Source organism: Enterobacter sp. Ap-867 (genome assembly GCF_011752855.1).
Taxonomy (GTDB): domain Bacteria; phylum Pseudomonadota; class Gammaproteobacteria; order Enterobacterales; family Enterobacteriaceae; genus Cedecea.
The window spans coordinates 429,257-447,436 of sequence record NZ_VWWS01000001.1 but is presented as its reverse complement, the minus strand read 5'-3'; the positions used below and the strand labels follow the sequence as shown (position 1 = coordinate 447,436).

The window sequence follows — 18,180 nt, the reverse complement described above, 5'->3', positions numbered from 1 at the left end:
CCGCAAAACCTTTGTCCCGCAACGGCAAACAAAAAGGGCCGCCAAAGCGACCCTTTATTTACGACTATTCTGGATTATTCGTCCGCTTCATCGGCAACATCATCATCGGTATCCGCTTCAGGCGCGATATCATCGTCCCCTTCCGCCACGCTACCGTCGATGCTGTCCAGCTCTTCGTCATCCACAGGTTCGGCGACGCGCTGCAGGCCCACAACGCTTTCGTCTTCCGCAGTACGGATGAGAATAACGCCCTGGGTGTTACGCCCGACCACGCTGACTTCAGACACGCGGGTACGCACCAGCGTACCGGCATCGGTGATCATCATGATCTGGTCGGTATCTTCCACCTGCACCGCCCCAACGACGCTGCCGTTACGTTCGGTGACCTTGATAGAGATAACGCCCTGTGTTGCACGAGACTTGGTTGGATACTCGGCCGCCGCGGTGCGTTTACCGTAACCATTCTGGGTAACGGTCAGAATCGCGCCGTCACCGCGAGGAATGATCAGAGACACCACTTTGTCGTCACCGGCAAGCTTGATCCCGCGAACGCCCGTTGCGGTACGGCCCATGGTACGAACGGCGTCTTCTTTGAAGCGCACCACTTTACCTGCCGCCGAGAACAGCATGGCTTCGTCGCTACCGTTAGTTAAATCAACGCCAATCAGCTCGTCACCCTCGTTAAGGTTAACGGCGATGATGCCCGCTGAACGCGGACGGCTGAAGTCGGTCAGCGCAGTTTTCTTCACGGTACCGCTTGCGGTTGCCATGAACACGTTGATGCCTTCTGCGTACTCGCGCACCGGCAGAATCGCGGTAATACGCTCGTCCTGCTCAAGCGGCAGCAGGTTCACAATTGGACGGCCACGCGCGCCACGGCTCGCTTCCGGCAGCTGATAAACCTTCATCCAGTACAGGCGACCACGGCTGGAGAACAGCAGGATCGTGTCGTGGGTGTTGGCCACCAGCAGGCGGTCAATGAAGTCTTCTTCTTTAATACGGGCGGCCGACTTGCCTTTGCCACCGCGGCGCTGCGCTTCATAATCGGTCAGCGGCTGATACTTCACATAGCCCTGGTGAGACAGGGTGACCACCACATCTTCCTGGTTGATCAGATCTTCAATGTTGATATCTGCGGTGTTGGCGGTGATCTCGGTGCGACGGTTGTCGCCGAACTGATCGCGCATCGCTTCCAGCTCTTCGCGAATCACTTCCATCAGGCGCTCTGCGCTGCCCAGGATGTGCAGTAATTCAGCGATCTGCTCCAGCAGCTCTTTATACTCGTCGAGCAGTTTTTCGTGCTCAAGGCCGGTCAGTTTCTGCAGACGCAGATCCAGAATCGCCTGAGCCTGCTGCTCGGTGAGGAAATATTTACCGTCGCGGATGCCAAACTCTGGCTCCAGCCACTCAGGTCGCGCGGCATCGTCACCCGCACGCTCAAGCATTGCAGAAACGTTGCCCAGGTCCCAGGAACGGGCTACCAGGCTCGCTTTCGCTTCGGCAGCATTTGGCGAGTTACGGATAAGTTCAATGATCGGGTCGATATTCGCCAGGGCGATAGCCAACCCTTCAAGGATATGCGCGCGATCGCGGGCTTTGCGCAGTTCGAAGATGGTACGACGGGTCACCACTTCGCGGCGGTGGCGCACGAACGCAGACAGGATCTCTTTCAGGGTCATGATCTTCGGCTGACCATGGTGCAATGCCACCATGTTGATACCGAAGGAAACCTGCAGCTGAGTCTGGGAATACAGGTTATTGAGCACCACTTCGCCCACGGCGTCGCGTTTAATCTCAATAACAATACGCATACCGTCTTTATCAGACTCATCGCGCAGGGCGCTGATGCCTTCCACGCGTTTGTCTTTCACCAGCTCGGCGATTTTCTCGATCAGGCGAGCTTTGTTCACCTGATACGGAATTTCGTGAACGATGATGGTCTCGCGGCCGGTCTTCGCGTCCGCTTCTACTTCAGCACGGGCGCGAATATAAATTTTACCGCGGCCGGTGCGATACGCTTCTTCAATACCGCGGCGGCCGTTAATGATAGCGGCAGTCGGGAAATCCGGGCCTGGAATGTGTTCCATCAGCCCTTCAACGCTGATGTTCTCGTCTTCGATATAGGCGAGGCAGCCGTTGATCACTTCGGTAATGTTGTGCGGCGGAATGTTCGTCGCCATCCCGACTGCGATACCGGATGAACCGTTTACCAGCAGGTTAGGAATTTTGGTTGGCATGACGTCTGGAATTTTTTCGGTGCCGTCGTAGTTATCGACGAAATCAACCGTCTCTTTTTCCAGGTCTGCCATCAGCTCGTGGGCGATTTTCGACATACGGATTTCCGTATAACGCATCGCCGCGGCGGAGTCGCCGTCTACGGAACCGAAGTTACCCTGGCCGTCGACCAGCATGTAACGCAGGGAAAATGGCTGTGCCATACGGACGATGGTGTCATAAACCGCGGTATCACCATGAGGGTGATATTTACCGATAACGTCACCAACAACACGGGCGGATTTTTTGTATGCTTTGTTCCAGTCATTGCCCAATACGTTCATCGCGTAAAGCACGCGACGGTGTACCGGCTTAAGTCCATCGCGGACATCTGGCAGTGCGCGGCCGACAATAACCGACATCGCATAATCCAGATACGAGCTCTTTAGCTCTTCCTCAATGTTGACCGGCGTAATTTCTCTGGCAAGGTCGCTCATGTAACCGCTATCCCTCTACTGTTTTCCCGGATTCAAAGGTCGCAAATTATAACACATCCGGCCCTGTGTGGGGAAACCTCAACGCAATTGTCGGCGCTTTATTCACGCCGTTAGCCTGATATACTGCCAGCCTTAACATCTGCAAGGAGTCACCGCTGTAATGAATGCTGAAAACCAACCGGTTACGCAGAACGTCGACCACGAGGAAATCGCCAAATTTGAAGCTGTCGCTTCCCGCTGGTGGGATCTGGAAGGTGAATTTAAGCCGCTGCACCGCATCAACCCGCTGCGTTTAGGCTATATCAACCAGCGCGCCGGTGGGCTGTTCGGTAAAACCGTGCTCGACGTTGGCTGCGGCGGCGGCATTCTGGCGGAAAGCATGGCTCGTGAAGGCGCCAACGTCACCGGCCTGGATATGGGGTTTGAACCGCTGCAGGTGGCTCGCCTTCACGCACTGGAAAGCGGCGTTAAGGTGGACTATGTCCAGGAGACGGTCGAAGAACACGCGAGCAAACACGCCGGGCAGTACGACGTCGTAACCTGTATGGAAATGCTGGAGCACGTGCCTGACCCACAATCGGTGGTTCACGCCTGCGCGCGTTTAGTCAAACCCGGCGGCCACGTCTTCTTCTCTACCATTAACCGCAACGGCAAAGCCTGGCTGATGGCCGTCGTCGGCGCTGAGTATGTGATGCGCATGGTGCCGAAAGGCACGCACGATGTTAAAAAGTTTATCAAGCCCGCCGAACTCTTACGCTGGGTGGATGAAACCCCGCTGCGCGAGCGCCATATGACCGGATTACATTTCAACCCAATCACCAACGTATTCAAGCTGGGCCCAGGGGTAGATGTTAATTATATGCTGCATACTGAAGCATAAATCGGCATATCGTATAAGGATTGATTATCGATAATTGCGCCAGAACCGTTGCGCAATTATCGATGAAGTTTAAGAAATCAGCACCCGATCAAAATTTTCATTTTTTTTGCATCCCATTGACAATTCCCTCAAGCCTTATGTGACGTGGACTTACGAAAAAAGCGCTCCGCCGAACCTCATTTTATTGACGAAATCAATACTTGTACTGAACGGATTCCTTACTAGAATACTCACCATCTAGTGACCATTTTGTCACCCACCCCCTATATATAGTATTTATCCACAGAGTTAGTCACAGGCTGGCGGATGTGTATAAATCAGGGGAAAACTCATCTCACGGACAGGTAAAACTCACATGAATCAGAGTCTGCTGGTTACAAAACGCGATGGCAGCAAAGAGCGCATCAATCTGGATAAAATTCATCGGGTACTCGACTGGGCCGCTGAGGGTCTGAACAACGTCTCCGTTTCCCAGGTTGAACTGCGTTCCCATATCCAGTTTTACGACGGCATCAAGACCTCTGACATTCATGAAACCATCATCAAGGCCGCAGCTGACCTGATCTCCCGTGACGCACCGGATTATCAGTATCTCGCCGCTCGCCTGGCAATTTTCCACCTGCGTAAAAAAGCCTACGGTCAGTTTGAGCCGCCGAAGCTTTACGATCAGGTAGTGAAAATGGTTGAGATGGGTAAATACGATCGTCACCTGCTGGAAGACTACACGGAAGAAGAGTTCGAGCAGATGAACGATTTCATCGATCACTGGCGTGACATGAACTTCTCTTACGCGGCGGTGAAGCAGCTCGAAGGCAAATACCTCGTGCAGAATCGCGTTTCCGGTGAGATCTACGAAAGCGCGCAGTTCCTCTATATTCTGGTCGCCGCCTGCCTGTTCTCCGGCTACCCGCGTGAAACCCGCCTCAGCTACGTGAAACGTTTCTACGACGCGGTTTCCACCTTCAAGATTTCCCTGCCTACGCCAATCATGTCTGGCGTGCGCACCCCGACCCGTCAGTTCAGCTCCTGCGTACTGATCGAGTGCGGCGACAGCCTGGATTCCATCAACGCCACCTCCAGTGCGATCGTGAAATACGTTTCCCAGCGCGCAGGTATCGGCATCAACGCCGGCCGCATTCGTGCGCTGGGCAGCCCGATTCGCGGCGGTGAAGCGTTCCACACCGGCTGTATCCCGTTCTATAAGCACTTCCAGACGGCAGTGAAGTCCTGCTCCCAGGGCGGCGTGCGCGGCGGGGCTGCAACGCTGTTCTACCCGATGTGGCATCTGGAAGTGGAAAGCCTGCTGGTGCTAAAAAACAACCGTGGCGTGGAAGGTAACCGCGTGCGCCACATGGACTACGGCGTACAGATCAACAAGCTGATGTATACCCGCCTGCTGAAGGGCGAAGAGATCACCTTGTTCAGCCCGTCTGACGTGCCGGGGCTGTACGACGCTTTCTTCGCAGACCAGGACGAGTTTGAGCGCCTGTACACCAAATACGAGAAAGACGACAGCATCCGCAAACAGCGCGTCAAAGCGGTGGAACTGTTCTCCCTGATGATGCAGGAACGCGCCTCCACCGGCCGTATCTACATCCAGAACGTTGACCACTGCAACACCCACAGCCCGTTCGACCCGGCGATTGCCCCAGTGCGCCAGTCCAACCTGTGCCTGGAAATCGCCCTGCCGACCAAACCGCTGGACGACGTCAACGACGAGAACGGCGAAATCGCCCTGTGTACGCTGTCTGCGTTCAACCTTGGCGTGATTGAAAGCCTGGACGATCTGGAAGAGATGGCTGTGCTGGCTGTGCGCGCACTGGACGCTCTGCTCGACTACCAGGATTACCCAATTCTGGCGGCAAAACGCGGCGCGATGGGCCGTCGTACCCTCGGTATCGGCGTGATTAACTTTGCCTATTATCTGGCGAAGCACGGCGTGCGTTACTCCGACGGCAGCGCAAACAACCTGACGCACAAGACTTTTGAAGCCATTCAGTACTACCTGCTGAAAGCGTCAAACGAACTGGCGAAAGAGCAAGGTGCCTGCCCGTGGTTCAACGAAACCACCTACGCAAAAGGCATTCTGCCAATCGACACCTACAAGAAAGACCTGGATGCTATCAGCAACGAACCGCTGCATCTGGACTGGGAAGGTCTGCGTGAGTCCATCCAAACTCACGGCCTGCGCAACTCCACGCTTTCTGCCCTGATGCCGTCTGAGACCTCATCGCAGATCTCCAACGCCACCAACGGCATCGAGCCGCCGCGCGGCCACATCAGCATTAAAGCGTCGAAAGACGGGATCCTGCGTCAGGTTGTGCCGGATTATGAAGCGCTGAAAAACAACTACGAGCTGCTGTGGGAAATGCCGAGCAACGATGGCTATTTGCAGCTGGTTGGCCTGATGCAGAAGTTTATCGACCAGTCGATCTCTGCCAACACCAACTACGACCCAACGCGCTTCCCGTCAGGCAAAGTGCCGATGCAGCAGCTGCTGAAGGATCTGCTCACCGCCTATAAATTCGGCGTGAAGACCCTGTACTATCAAAACACCCGTGACGGCGCGGAAGACTCTCAGGATGACCTGGCGCCTTCCATCCAGGACGATGGCTGCGAAAGCGGCGCATGTAAGATTTAATGCTTAATCCCCTCTTACGAGGGGATTTTTCCGACGTATTACAGGATTTAACCTCATGGCTTACACTACTTTTTCACAGACGAAAAACGATCAGCTCGCCGAGCCTATGTTCTTTGGCCAGTCGGTTAACGTGGCGCGCTACGACCAGCAGAAATACGACATCTTCGAAAAGCTGATTGAAAAGCAGCTCTCCTTCTTCTGGCGCCCGGAAGAAGTGGACGTCTCCCGCGACCGCATCGACTTCCAGGCGCTGCCGGAGCATGAGAAACACATCTTCATCAGCAACCTGAAGTACCAGACGCTGCTGGACTCCATCCAGGGCCGCAGCCCGAACGTCGCGCTGTTGCCGCTGATCTCCATTCCTGAGCTGGAAACGTGGGTTGAAACCTGGGCGTTTAGCGAGACCATTCACTCTCGTTCTTACACCCACATCATCCGCAACATCGTGAACGATCCGGCGATCGTCTTTGACGACATCGTCACCAACCAGGAAATCCTCAAGCGCGCCAAAGACATCTCTGGCTACTATGACGACCTGATTGAGATGACCAGCTACTGGCACCTGTTGGGCGAAGGCACACACAACGTGAACGGCAAAACCGTCACCGTGAACCTGCGTGCGCTGAAGCGTCAGTTGTACCTCTGCCTGATGAGCGTTAACGCCCTGGAAGCGATTCGCTTCTATGTGAGCTTTGCCTGTTCCTTCGCCTTCGCCGAGCGCGAGCTGATGGAAGGTAACGCCAAAATCATCAAGCTGATCGCCCGTGACGAAGCCCTGCACCTGACCGGCACCCAGCATATGCTGAACCTGATGCGCAGCGGTGAAGACGATCCGGAAATGGCGGAAATCGCCGTTGAATGCCGCCAGGAATGCTACGACCTGTTCGTGCTGGCCGCCCAGCAGGAAAAAGAGTGGGCCGACTACCTGTTCCGCGACGGCTCGATGATTGGCCTGAACAAAGACATCCTTTGCCAGTATGTGGAGTACATCACCAACATCCGCATGCAGGCCGTGGGCCTTGACCTGCCGTTCCAGACTCGCTCCAACCCGATTCCATGGATCAACGCATGGCTGGTGTCCGACAACGTCCAGGTTGCGCCGCAGGAAGTGGAAGTCAGCTCCTACCTGGTGGGCCAGATTGACTCGGAAGTCGATACCGACGATCTGAGCAACTTCCAGCTGTAAACAATGGGCCGCATTACGCTCAGCATTACCGGCGCGCAGTTGATGAGCGAAGAAGAACACCCTTCGCTACTGGCGGCGCTGGAGTCACACAAAGTCTGCGTAGAGTATCAGTGCCGGGAAGGCTATTGCGGTTCATGCCGCACTAAGCTGCTGGCGGGGGAAGTTCAGTGGCTGACCGAGCCGCTGGCGTTTATCCAGCCCGGTGAAATTCTTCCCTGCTGCTGCAAAGCACGGGGAGATATCGAACTCGAGATGTAGTGATGTAAAAAAGGCCGCAAATGCGGCCTTTTTCATTAGCGATTACGGCTTATTAAGAAACCGTACGGCTTTGTCCGGGAAGTCGGTAAACAGCCCATCTACGCCCGCCTGGTTATACAGCACGTCGTACAGCTGATTCACATCGCTCACGTAGTCCGGCAACGCGTCCGCCCTCACCGTATAAGGATGCACGGTCAATTTGTTGGCGTGTGCTTCGGTCACCATATCGGTGAGCCTCACGTTCCCTTTGGTTGACGCCTTCTCCACCAGCATATGGTAGTCCGGGCCAATGCCGTCGGCATACTCAGCAATCTGCTTCATCGCGCCCGGCTTAAACATCCAGTCGTAACTGTAGTTCACCCACTTGCCGTCCGGCTGTTTTTCCTGAGTCTCATTCCAGTCGGTATAGGCGATAAGCTGCACCAGGTTAAGGTTCATGCCCATCTTCGGCTCAAGCTCGTTTTTAATGCGCTTCAGCTCGGCGGCGTCAAAGCACTGAAGATAGATCTTGTCCTGCTTGCCGGTGTAGCCGTACTGCTTCAGTACCTCAAGGGTTTTTGCCGCGATATCTTTGCCTTCCTGATGGTGGAACCACGGCGCTTTTATCTCAGGATAGATACCGATGTTTTTCCCGGTGGAATGATTCAGCCCCTGAACAAACTCGATCTCTTCTTCAAAGGTGTGCACCCGGAAGTCGGATTTGCCCATCGGAAAACGCCCCGGATAAGTTTGCACCTGCTTGCCGTTAACGATATCGAAGCCCTCGGTGAACTTCAGGGACTTAATTTCCGCCAGCGTAAAGTCGATGGCGTAGTAGCGCCCGTCTTTGCGCGCCCGATCCGGGAAACGCTTCGCGACGTCGGTCACCCTGTCCAGATAGTGGTCATGCAGCACCACCAGCCTGTCGTCTTTGGTCATCACCAGGTCTTGCTCAAGGTAATCCGCGCCCTGGGCATAGGCCATCGCTTTTGCCGGTAACGTATGCTCAGGCAGATAGCCGCTGGCGCCCCGGTGGGCAATCACGATTTTGTCCGTGGTCTGGGCGAAGACGCTGCTGGTCGCCACCAGCACCACGCCCGCCAGTAAAGATTTTGCCATCAGTTTCATGATGCTCTCCTTAGCCGTTTTTCAGCATTTTTTCATCGTGGTGTTTGCGCTCGCCAATCATCACCACAATCAGCAACAGCACGGCCAAAATACTGCCGCCAATCATCACGATAAAGCCGCCGTCCCAGCCGAAGAAGTCCACGGTGTAGCCGACAATCGCGCTGGCCGCGACCGAGCCGCCCAGGTAACCAAACAGGCCGGTAAAGCCCGCCGCCGTCCCTGCCGCTTTCTTAGGTGCAAGCTCAAGCGCATGCAGACCAATCAGCATTACCGGGCCGTAAATCAGGAAGCCGATAACAATCATACAGGCCATATCCACACCCGGATTACCCGGCGGGTTGAGCCAGTAAACCACGGTAGCAATCGTCACCAACACCATGAAGAACACGCCTGTCGCGCCGCGGTTACCTTTAAATACCTTGTCCGACATCCAGCCGCACAGCAGCGTGCCTGGAATACCCGCGTATTCATAAAGGAAGTAGGCCCACGAGGATTTATCCAGCGCGAAGTGTTTTACTTCTTTCAGGTAAGTTGGCGACCAGTCCAGGATGCCGTAACGCAGCAAATAGACAAACACGTTGGCAATGGCGATGTACCACAGCAGACGGTTGGGGAAGACGTACTTCATGAAGATCTGCTTAGCCGTCAGCTCTTCTTCCGCTTTCTCGCTGTAATCGTCCGGGTAGTCGTTTTTGTACTCTTCAATCGGCGGCAGGCCGCAGGATTGAGGCGTGTCGCGCATCAAGCCGAAGGCAATAATTGCCACAATAATGGCGGCGAAAGCGGGCATATACAGCGCCGCATGCCAGTCGTTAAACCACGCCATCCCCAGCAGGAACAGCAGCGGAGGAATACCACCGCCGACGTTATGGGCGCAGTTCCAGACGGAAACAATGCCTCCACGCTCCTTCTGCGACCACCAGTGCACCATGGTGCGCCCGCACGGCGGCCATCCCATGCCCTGGAACCAACCGCAGGCGAACAGCAGCACAAACATGACTGCGATGCTGGACGTTGCCCAGGGCACAAAGCCCATAAACAGCATCACGGCGGCGGCAAGAATCAGCCCGGCGGGTAGAAATACGCGCGGATTCGAGCGGTCAGAGACCGAGCCCATGATGAATTTCGAAAATCCGTAGGCGATCGAAATCCCTGAAAGCGCAAAACCGAGATCGCCTCGGGAGAAGCCCTGCTCCACCAGATACGGCATCGCAAGGGTAAAGTTTTTCCTTACCAGATAGTAAGCGGCATAACCGAAGAAGATACCCATGAAAATTTGCCAGCGCAGGCGGCGATAGGTCGGATCTATCTGCTCCTCTGGCAAACGCGTCTTATGCGCGGCGGGTTTGAAGATACTTAACATACGAGCCTCCGTGGCGTTGATGTTCAGCGGGAGCAAGCGGCTCCTGCCAAATGTTCTTTTGCGAGCGCATGGTAGTTATCCGGGCGCGTATTTACTGTGAAACATCGCACACAATGTTACATTTTTATTACAGAAAGGCGAAATGGTGCATATTTTCACTAATTATTTTCGTTTATTGCTCGAATTTGCTCGCAATCAAACATTCCACACTTTCTTTGTGGCTGAATAACGGTAAATAAAAAGGGGTAAAGGAGCACCATGTGAGCAGAGAAGCGGACGTGATTATCATCGGTGGAGGGGCAACCGGTGCCGGCATAGCGCGAGACTGCGCCCGCCGCGGGCTGAAAGTACTGCTGCTTGAGCGTCACGACATCGCAACCGGTGCCACAGGCCGCAATCACGGCCTGCTTCACAGCGGCTCACGCTATGCGGTCACCGACGGGGAATCCGCCAAAGAGTGCATCGAAGAAAACCGCATTCTGCGGCGTATTGCCCGCCACTGTATCGAGCCCACGGATGGCCTGTTTATCACCCTGCCGGAAGATGATCTGGCGTTTCAAAGCGGGTTTATCGCCGCCTGTCGCCAGGCCGGTATTCCTGCAGAAGCGTTGGATCCCCGAGAGGCATTACGGCTTGAGCCGTCCGCCAACCCATCGCTTCTCGGCGCGGTTCGTGTCCCGGATGGCACGGTCGACCCATTCCGCCTCACCGCCGCTAACATGCTTGATGCCAAAGAACACGGCGCAGAAGTGCTGACGGGCTGCGAGATCACCGGGCTGATTCGCGAAGGCTCACGCGTTTGCGGCGTGCGAGTCTTCAACCACCTTACCCGCCAGGCAGGCGAGTTTAGTGCACCAATGGTGGTAAACGCCGCAGGGATCTGGGGGCAGCACATCGCAGAATACGCCGATCTAAGCGTAAAAATGTTCCCGGCCAAAGGGGCGTTACTGATCCTCGGGCACCGCATCAACAACATGGTCATCAACCGCTGCCGTAAACCAGCAGACGCCGATATTCTGGTCCCCGGCGATACCATTTCGCTTATTGGCACCACCTCCACGCATATCGACTACGACCAAATCGACAATATGTGCGTCACACCGGATGAAGTGGACACGCTGATTCGTGAAGGGGAAAAGCTGGCTCCGGTGCTTGGCCGAACCCGTATTCTTCGGGCCTACGCTGGCGTCAGGCCTCTGGTTGCCAGCGACAACGATCCCACCGGGCGCAGCGTCAGCCGTGGAATTGTGCTGCTGGATCACGGGAAACGCGACGGCATGGACGGCTTCATCACCATTACCGGCGGCAAACTGATGACCTATCGTCTGATGGCGGAGTGGGCAACGGATCTGGTTTGCGAGCGTTTAGGGAATACCACCCCCTGCTCCACCGCCTCGGCGTCGCTGCCGGGCTCCGAACATACGGCAGAACAAACGCTGGGGAAAGTTATCTCCTTGCCACCGACAATTCGCGGTTCCGCCGTCTGGCGGCACGGCGACCGCGCAACGCGGCTGCTGAATAACAGCCGACTCAGCAGCAGCCTGGTGTGCGAATGCGAAGCCGTCACCACCGGCGAAGTGCGCTATGCCATTGATGCCCTCGGCGTAAAAAACCTGGGAGATTTGCGCCGCAGAACGCGCGTTGGCATGGGCACCTGTCAGGGCGAGCTGTGCGCCTGCCGGGCAGCCGGTCTCCTGCAACGCTTCCAGCTCACTACGCCTGCCCAATCGCTGGAGCAACTCTCTCACTTCCTCAACGAACGCTGGAAGGGCGTTCGCCCTGTCGCCTGGGGAAATGCATTGCGAGAAAGCGAATTTACCGCCTGGATTTATCAGGGACTATGCGGTCTGGACAACGGAGAACAGGGATGAAATTTGACACGATTATCATCGGCAGCGGCCTGGCCGGGCTGACAGCCGGCATAAAACTGGCGGAAAGCGGCCAGCGCTGCGCCATCGTCAGCCGCGGGCAAAGCGCGCTGCACTTCTCTTCTGGTTCGTTGGATTTGCTTTCAACGTTACCGGACGGCACTCCCGTTCACCAGCCAGAGACGGCGCTGGAAAACCTGGCGGAGCAAGCGCCTCAGCATCCTTACAGCCTGATGGGCAAAGAGCGCGTGCTGGCGCTCGCTGCAGAGAGTGAGCAACTGCTGGCCAGGGCTGGCATTCCGCTGGTGGGTCATCATCGCCAAAATCACCTCAGAATCACGCCGCTGGGCAAGCAAAGAGCCAGCTGGCTCAGCCCGCCGGAAGTGCCGCAGGCGCCGTTGCCCTGGCAAAAAGTGACGGTGATTAATATTGCTGGCTTCCTGGATTTTCAGGCAGAGCTGGTGGCGGGTTCACTGTCTGCCGCCGGCTGTAACGTGCACGTCGCCGAGCTCACCCTGCCCGTACTGGATGTCTTACGTAACAACCCAAGCGAGTTTCGCGCCGTGAACATCGCCCGGGTGCTGGATCTGCCGGAAAACCTTCCGGCGCTGGTGGATGAACTCAGGCTGCTGCTGGGCAGCGGCGAGGCTATGATTCTGCCCGCTTGCCTGAACCTGGAAGCACGAACGGTAGCCGCCGTTGAGCAAGCCCTCGGCGTGCCGGTAAAACTCCTGCCAACGCTACCGCCTTCGGTGCTTGGGATGAGGCTACACAATGCGCTCCGCCGCCGTTTTCAGACCCTGGGCGGGCTTATTATGCCCGGAGATACCGTAACCGGCGCTCAGCTTGAACAAGGGCGTATCAATGCCCTGTTCACCAAAAATCATCGTGAAGTGCCGCTGCGGACCCGGCATGTCATCCTGGCCAGCGGCAGCTTTTTCAGCGGCGGGCTGGAGGCTACCCGGCAACATGTCATCGAGCCCATTTTCGGGCTGGACGTGAACATCGAGGCCGAGCGAGCCGCCTGGAGCAAAACAGATTTCTTTACGCCGCAGCCCTGGCTGCAATTTGGGCTAACCGTGAATAACCACTTCCAGCCGTTCCATCACGGGGAATACACCAAAAATCTCTACGCTATTGGCTCGGTGCTGGGGGGTTTTGATCCTATTCATCAGGGATGCGGAGCCGGCGTATCGATGCTCACGGCGCTCTGTGTGGCCAATCAAATCCTTGTTGCCGCGGAGGCTTGCCATGAACCTGCTTGATGAAACCAGCTTTGAAAGCTGTATTAAATGCACGGTCTGCACCACGGCTTGCCCGGTAAGCCGCGTTCGCCCGGAATATCCGGGGCCAAAACAGGCCGGGCCCGACGGAGAAAGGTTGCGCCTGAAAGATCCCTCCCTGTACGACGACGCGCTGAAGTACTGCACCAACTGCAAGCGCTGCGAAGTCTCCTGCCCGTCCGAAGTCAACATTGGCGATATCATCCAGCGGGCGCGGGCCAGATATGGCGAACATAAACCTTCGCTGCGCGATGCTGTTCTCAGTCATACGGATTTACTCGGTACGCTCTCCACGCCTTTCGCCCCGCTGATCAACGCCACGACCGGTTTGAAGCCCGTGCGCAAGCTGCTGGATAAAACCCTCAAAATTGATTCCCACCGCGAGTTGCCCAAATATTCCTTCGGCACATTTCGCCAGTGGTATCGGCGCCAGGCCGCGCACCAGGCCAGCTTCCCGCAGCAGGTTGCTTTCTTCCACGGCTGCTTCGTGAACTACAACCATCCGCAGCTCGGCAAAGACATGGTCAAAGTGCTTAACGCGATGGGCATCGGCGTCCAGCTGTTGCAAAGAGAAAAATGCTGCGGCGTGCCGCTTATTGCCAACGGCTTTATCGAAAAGGCAAAGAAACAGGCAAGGGTAAACGCCAGCTCGCTGGAAGAGGCCGTCATACAGCGCGGGCTGCCGGTTATTGCGACCTCGTCAACCTGTACCTTCACGCTGCGCGATGAATATCCGCATATTCTTGGTATCGACACGGCCCCGGTTCGCGAGCAGATTGAACTCGCCACGCGTTATATCTGGAAACTGCTGGAAGAGGATGGCAGAACGCTGCCGTTAAAAAACACGCCGCTGCGTATCGCCTATCATACGCCTTGCCATATGGAGAAAATGGGCTGGACGCTCTATTCCATTGAGCTGTTGCGCCGCATTCCCAGCGTGGAACTGGTGATGCTGGACTCCCAGTGCTGCGGCATTGCCGGGACCTATGGGTTTAAAAAGGAAAATTACCCGACTTCCCAGCAAATTGGCGCCCCGCTGTTCCAGCAAATAGAAGAGAGTGGCGTAGACCTGGTGGTGACGGACTGCGAAACCTGTAAATGGCAGATAGAAATGTCGACCAGCAAACGCTGCGAGCACCCGATCACGCTACTTGCTCGGGCGCTCGCCTGAAGGTTAAAGGCTGACTGACTCTACGACCTTAATCCAGCCGTGTTCGCTTTCCAACGGCTGGCCGTTGAACCAGCGGCGCAGCACGTTCAGCGCCATCATGGCGCAAACTTCCTGGCGTATTGCCAGCGCGTGGCGGCTGGTGCCAAACTTCACGGCCAGGCCAAAAGTGCCGTCTGGCGTGGAGATCGCAAAATTTATCTGCTGATCTTCTTCGCCCGAAATCACCAGGGCCAGATCGCTCTGTTGATTCAGGCGCCATTCTGCGCTGGACGCTAATGCTTCAGCCAATGTTTCAGGTGCCTGCGGTAAAACGCGGCTCGCCCGGAGCACGGCCTGCGCCCGGTTTAACTGCAGCGTCAGCAGGCCTCCGGTGAACTGTTCGCTCACGGCCAGAGTCAGGGAGCGTTCGCCCAGGCGGCGCGCTATTTGTGCTGGAAGCCCTTCGGTGCCCTCAAAAATCAGACTCTCACCTGCCACGCGGCGGACTTCCGGCCAGACGGCCTCCATCGCTTCACGCTGGCTCGCCGGGCCGGTAAGTTTAAGCTCAATGATCGGCATCGATGAGCGATAGCCCATCACCACGCCCTTCGGCAGCGCCAGCGGATCAAGCGATTGCGCCAGCTCGCTCTCTGAGCGTCCAAAAGTCGTTAAACGCAGGCATATCGGCGGTTCAGGGAGGGTAAAACGTTCACGCAGCCGGGGCATGATTTGTTTGTCCACCATAGCCTTAAACTCTGACGGTACGCCGGGAGTGAAAAACATCAGGCAGCGGTCTAAGGTCAATGCAAAGCCGCAGGCGGTGCCGACGGGATTGTCGATCATTTCACTGTTAGCCGGGATTTGCGCCTGCTTGCGGTTACTCGGCGCCATCACACGCCCGCGCTCGGCAAAAAACTGCTCCATATAGGTTAACCATTCCGCGTGCTCGACCAGCTCAACGCCCGCCGCCGTCGCCGCCGCCAGCGCGCTTAAATCATCGCTGGTTGGTCCCAGGCCGCCGTTAACAATCAGCACATCCGCTTCGTGGCTGCGCTCTTTCAGCACGGCAACCAGGTCAGGCAGACTGTCGCCGACCGTATTGCGGCGCGACATGGGTAAACCCTGGTGAAAGAAATAGTCGGCAAGCCAGGCCGCATTGGTATCGGTAATTTGCCCGTACAGCACTTCGTCGCCGGTGGACAGCATTTCTACTTTTAACATCTTTTACTCCGCAGCAGGGGAACGCCCCACTATAGCGCAGGCACCAAAGAACGGCAGACATAAAAAACGCGGCTAAAAGCCGCGCTTAGACTACTGACCAACCTCTGGGCATAGAAAAAACGCCAAAGGATTCGTCAAAAAACGGAAAATCAATTCATTGATTTTCGGCTGATAACCGCAAAGAGGGAAAAACCACGCTTTTTTCCTCTTTGTCTGCAACATTAACGCGGCTAAAAGCCGCGTTAAGGGATTAGAAGCTGGCGCTCACGCCCACATACGGACCGTCGGCCACGGTGTCGGTACGATCGCCGTCTTTGCCGCCAAGGCTAATATAGCGGTAACCCACTTGCGCTGAAAACGGACGCATAAAGTTCCAGCTTGCACCGGCGCTGGCCTCTTTGTAGTCCTTCACGCTGCTGGACAGAGAGTCCGGGGAATAGTAGTAATCGCCAAAAATGGCAATGTCAGAAGTGATTGGCCATCTCAAACCGCCACCCGCCGCAAGCGCATAACCTTCTTTGCGATCTTTTGCGTGCAGGTAAACGCCACGACCGCCTACGGTTGCCATCATCGGCCCCAGAGGAATATTAAAACCGAGGCCAAGGCCTACGGTATCACCGTTGTCGTCGTTATGCGCATAGTTACCGGTTACCGCGATGCCGCTGCTTTCGGTGCCAAAACCCACGCCGAGGTTAGTGTATTCTTTGCCGACTTCAGCACTCACGCCAATTGCGCTGGCACCTGCGGAAACCAGCAGCAAACCCGCGCCGCCGGCTAAAAGTAATTTATTCATTCCTTGGTTCCTGAAAAAGAAAAAGGGCTGCCCTTAAAAATGCCATTGGATGGCGTGGCGCATTATCTTATTAACGCGCTGGAAAATGCCAATATTTCCTTGATTGTAAGAAAATGAAAAGACGCCTTTTTGTGTGACAAGATCAATGCAGCCGGGTAGCGCGAAATGACACATTGAGCAGGTGAATAATAAACACAGTAAAAAAGTGGATTTAAATAAACGCTTTTTTACTGTGAAACCTGGCTCCCAAGGAGGCATTAATGAGCAAGAAAGGACTAACAACCGGCGCAGGCGCTCCCGTTGTAAACAACAACAATGTTGCTACCGCAGGCCCGAGAGGCCCGATGCTACTTCAGGACGTCTGGTTCCTTGAAAAACTCGCCCACTTTGACCGCGAAGTAATCCCTGAGCGCCGCATGCACGCTAAAGGCTCCGGCGCGTTTGGTCATTTCACCGTGACGCATGACATCACCCGCTACACCCGGGCAAAATTATTCTCAGAAGTCGGCAAAAAAACTGAGCTGTTCCTGCGTTTTTCCACCGTGGCCGGTGAGCGCGGCGCGGCGGATGCCGAACGAGATATTCGCGGCTTTTCCATGAAATTCTATACCGAGGAGGGCAACTGGGACCTGGTGGGCAACAACACGCCGGTGTTCTATCTCCGTGACCCGCTGAAATTCCCCGACCTGAACCACGTCGTCAAACGCGATCCACGCACCAACCTGCGTAACCCTACGTATAAATGGGATTTCTTCTCGCACCTGCCGGAAGCCCTTCATCAGTTGACCATTGATTTCAGCGACCGTGGCTTACCGCGCTCTTATCGTCACATTCACGGTTTTGGCAGCCATACCTTCAGCTTTATCAATAGCGACAATCAGCGCTTCTGGGTGAAGTTCCACCTCAAATCCCAGCAGGGTATTGAGAACCTGATGGATGATGAAGCCAGCCGTCTGATTGCAGAGGACCGCGAAAGCTCCCAGCGCGATCTGTACGAATCCATTGAGGCCGGTGATTTCCCTCGCTGGACGTTGTTCGTGCAAATTATGCCGGAAGCCGAAGCGTCAAAAACGCCGTACAACCCGTTTGATCTGACCAAAGTCTGGCCACACGGCGACTATCCACTGATAGAAGTGGGCGTGCTGGAACTGAACCGCAATCCGGAAAACTACTTCTCTGACGTTGAACAGGTGGCGATGTCCCCGGCCAACGTCGTACCGGGCATTGGTTTCTCACCCGATCGCATGTTGCAGGGTCGCCTGTTCTCCTACGGTGACGCACACCGCTACCGCCTGGGCGTGAACCATCATCAAATTCCGGTGAACGCGCCAAAATGCCCGTTCCACAACTACCACCGCGACGGAGCCATGCGGGTGGACGGCAACAGCGGCAATGGCGCAACCTACGAGCCAAACAGCTTTAACGTTTTCCAGGAACAGCCAGATTTCAGCGAGCCGCCGTTGAGCCTGGAAGGCGCAGCCGACCACTGGAACCATCGCGAAGATAGCGACTACTTCAGCCAGCCGCGCGCGCTGTATAACCTGCTGAGCGATGAAGAGCATCAGCGTATGTTTGTGCGCATTGCGGGTGAGATGAAAGACGTCCCGGAAAGCATTCAGAACCGTCAGATTTGCCTGTTCAGCCAGGTACATCCTGAATACGGTGCCGGGGTAGCGAATGCACTTCAGGCACTGAAGAACAATAAGTAATACCTTGCAG

At 55.8% G+C, this 18,180-nt stretch carries 12 protein-coding genes and 1 pseudogene; 8 read left to right on the top strand and 5 right to left on the bottom strand.

All coding sequences use genetic code 11. The features are described from left to right. Positions 1–74 precede the first annotated feature (74 nt). Positions 75–2,711 carry a DNA topoisomerase (ATP-hydrolyzing) subunit A gene (gyrA, locus tag F3J26_RS02100; RefSeq protein ID WP_008459847.1) on the bottom strand — a complete coding sequence of 879 codons (2,637 nt, stop codon included), beginning with the start codon at positions 2,709–2,711 and terminating at the stop codon, positions 75–77. Between the two features lie 160 nt (positions 2,712–2,871). Between gyrA and ubiG the strand changes: the two genes are divergently transcribed. The 4 genes from ubiG to yfaE all read left to right on the top strand — a co-directional run bounded on the left by ubiG (position 2,872) and on the right by yfaE (position 7,676). Further along, positions 2,872–3,591 carry a bifunctional 2-polyprenyl-6-hydroxyphenol methylase/3-demethylubiquinol 3-O-methyltransferase UbiG gene (ubiG, locus tag F3J26_RS02095; protein ID WP_166872251.1) on the top strand — a complete coding sequence of 240 codons (720 nt, stop codon included), beginning with the start codon at positions 2,872–2,874 and terminating at the stop codon, positions 3,589–3,591. A gap of 355 nt (positions 3,592–3,946) precedes the next feature. Continuing rightward, positions 3,947–6,232, top strand: a complete 2,286-nt coding sequence (nrdA, locus tag F3J26_RS02090; RefSeq protein WP_166990987.1) for a class 1a ribonucleoside-diphosphate reductase subunit alpha — start codon at positions 3,947–3,949, stop codon at positions 6,230–6,232. A 55-nt stretch (positions 6,233–6,287) separates the two neighbouring features. Beyond that, complete coding sequence (nrdB, locus tag F3J26_RS02085) at positions 6,288–7,418, top strand: class Ia ribonucleoside-diphosphate reductase subunit beta (protein WP_008459840.1); 1,131 nt, start codon at positions 6,288–6,290, stop codon at positions 7,416–7,418. Between the two features lie 3 nt (positions 7,419–7,421). Further along, on the top strand, positions 7,422–7,676 hold the full coding sequence (yfaE, locus tag F3J26_RS02080; protein ID WP_008459838.1) for a class I ribonucleotide reductase maintenance protein YfaE: 255 nt from the start codon (positions 7,422–7,424) through the stop codon (positions 7,674–7,676). Between the two features lie 42 nt (positions 7,677–7,718). Here the strand turns inward: yfaE and glpQ are convergent, their stop codons facing one another. Both glpQ and glpT read right to left on the bottom strand, forming a co-directional pair. Then, on the bottom strand, positions 7,719–8,783 hold the full coding sequence (gene glpQ / locus F3J26_RS02075) for a glycerophosphodiester phosphodiesterase (protein WP_166990984.1): 1,065 nt from the start codon (positions 8,781–8,783) through the stop codon (positions 7,719–7,721). A 10-nt stretch (positions 8,784–8,793) separates the two neighbouring features. Beyond that, entirely contained in the window at positions 8,794–10,146 is a 1,353-nt protein-coding gene (glpT, locus tag F3J26_RS02070) for a glycerol-3-phosphate transporter (RefSeq protein WP_166990981.1), read from the bottom strand. A 260-nt stretch (positions 10,147–10,406) separates the two neighbouring features. On the opposite strand from glpT, the pseudogene glpA reads away from it, so the two are divergent. The 3 genes and pseudogenes from glpA to glpC all read left to right on the top strand — a co-directional run bounded on the left by glpA (position 10,407) and on the right by glpC (position 14,468). Beyond that, positions 10,407–12,024: pseudogene (gene glpA / locus F3J26_RS02065) on the top strand (anaerobic glycerol-3-phosphate dehydrogenase subunit A). Beyond that, complete coding sequence (gene glpB, locus F3J26_RS02060; RefSeq protein ID WP_166990975.1) at positions 12,014–13,279, top strand: glycerol-3-phosphate dehydrogenase subunit GlpB; 1,266 nt, start codon at positions 12,014–12,016, stop codon at positions 13,277–13,279. Before glpA ends, glpB begins: the two are co-directional and overlap by 11 nt. Beyond that, positions 13,266–14,468 carry an anaerobic glycerol-3-phosphate dehydrogenase subunit GlpC gene (gene glpC / locus F3J26_RS02055; protein ID WP_166990972.1) on the top strand — a complete coding sequence of 401 codons (1,203 nt, stop codon included), beginning with the start codon at positions 13,266–13,268 and terminating at the stop codon, positions 14,466–14,468. The genes glpB and glpC overlap by 14 nt, the downstream gene beginning before the upstream one ends. Before the next feature lie 3 nt (positions 14,469–14,471). Here glpC and F3J26_RS02050 read toward each other — a convergent pair whose 3' ends face one another. Both F3J26_RS02050 and F3J26_RS02045 read right to left on the bottom strand, forming a co-directional pair. After that, positions 14,472–15,668: a nicotinamide mononucleotide deamidase-related protein YfaY gene (locus F3J26_RS02050; protein WP_166990969.1), complete on the bottom strand. Its 1,197-nt coding sequence runs from the start codon at positions 15,666–15,668 to the stop codon at positions 14,472–14,474. Positions 15,669–15,918: 250 nt separating this feature from the next. Next, positions 15,919–16,461: a YfaZ family outer membrane protein gene (locus tag F3J26_RS02045; RefSeq protein ID WP_008459823.1), complete on the bottom strand. Its 543-nt coding sequence runs from the start codon at positions 16,459–16,461 to the stop codon at positions 15,919–15,921. A 260-nt stretch (positions 16,462–16,721) separates the two neighbouring features. Here F3J26_RS02045 and katA point away from each other — a divergent pair, with 260 nt between their 5' ends. Beyond that, entirely contained in the window at positions 16,722–18,170 is a 1,449-nt protein-coding gene (katA, locus tag F3J26_RS02040; RefSeq protein ID WP_166990966.1) for a catalase KatA, read from the top strand. Positions 18,171–18,180: the final 10 nt, after the last annotated feature.

What these genes read in the sequence shown, in the direction of transcription:
- gyrA (WP_008459847.1), bottom strand. Translation starts at nt 2,711, where the DNA reads ATGAGCGACCTTGCCAGAGAAATTACGCCGGTCAACATTGAGGAAGAG.
- ubiG (WP_166872251.1), top strand. Translation starts at nt 2,872, where the DNA reads ATGAATGCTGAAAACCAACCGGTTACGCAGAACGTCGACCACGAGGAA.
- nrdA (WP_166990987.1), top strand. Translation starts at nt 3,947, where the DNA reads ATGAATCAGAGTCTGCTGGTTACAAAACGCGATGGCAGCAAAGAGCGC.
- nrdB (WP_008459840.1), top strand. Translation starts at nt 6,288, where the DNA reads ATGGCTTACACTACTTTTTCACAGACGAAAAACGATCAGCTCGCCGAG.
- yfaE (WP_008459838.1), top strand. Translation starts at nt 7,422, where the DNA reads ATGGGCCGCATTACGCTCAGCATTACCGGCGCGCAGTTGATGAGCGAA.
- glpQ (WP_166990984.1), bottom strand. Translation starts at nt 8,783, where the DNA reads ATGAAACTGATGGCAAAATCTTTACTGGCGGGCGTGGTGCTGGTGGCG.
- glpT (WP_166990981.1), bottom strand. Translation starts at nt 10,146, where the DNA reads ATGTTAAGTATCTTCAAACCCGCCGCGCATAAGACGCGTTTGCCAGAG.
- glpB (WP_166990975.1), top strand. Translation starts at nt 12,014, where the DNA reads ATGAAATTTGACACGATTATCATCGGCAGCGGCCTGGCCGGGCTGACA.
- glpC (WP_166990972.1), top strand. Translation starts at nt 13,266, where the DNA reads ATGAACCTGCTTGATGAAACCAGCTTTGAAAGCTGTATTAAATGCACG.
- F3J26_RS02050 (WP_166990969.1), bottom strand. Translation starts at nt 15,668, where the DNA reads ATGTTAAAAGTAGAAATGCTGTCCACCGGCGACGAAGTGCTGTACGGG.
- F3J26_RS02045 (WP_008459823.1), bottom strand. Translation starts at nt 16,461, where the DNA reads ATGAATAAATTACTTTTAGCCGGCGGCGCGGGTTTGCTGCTGGTTTCC.
- katA (WP_166990966.1), top strand. Translation starts at nt 16,722, where the DNA reads ATGAGCAAGAAAGGACTAACAACCGGCGCAGGCGCTCCCGTTGTAAAC.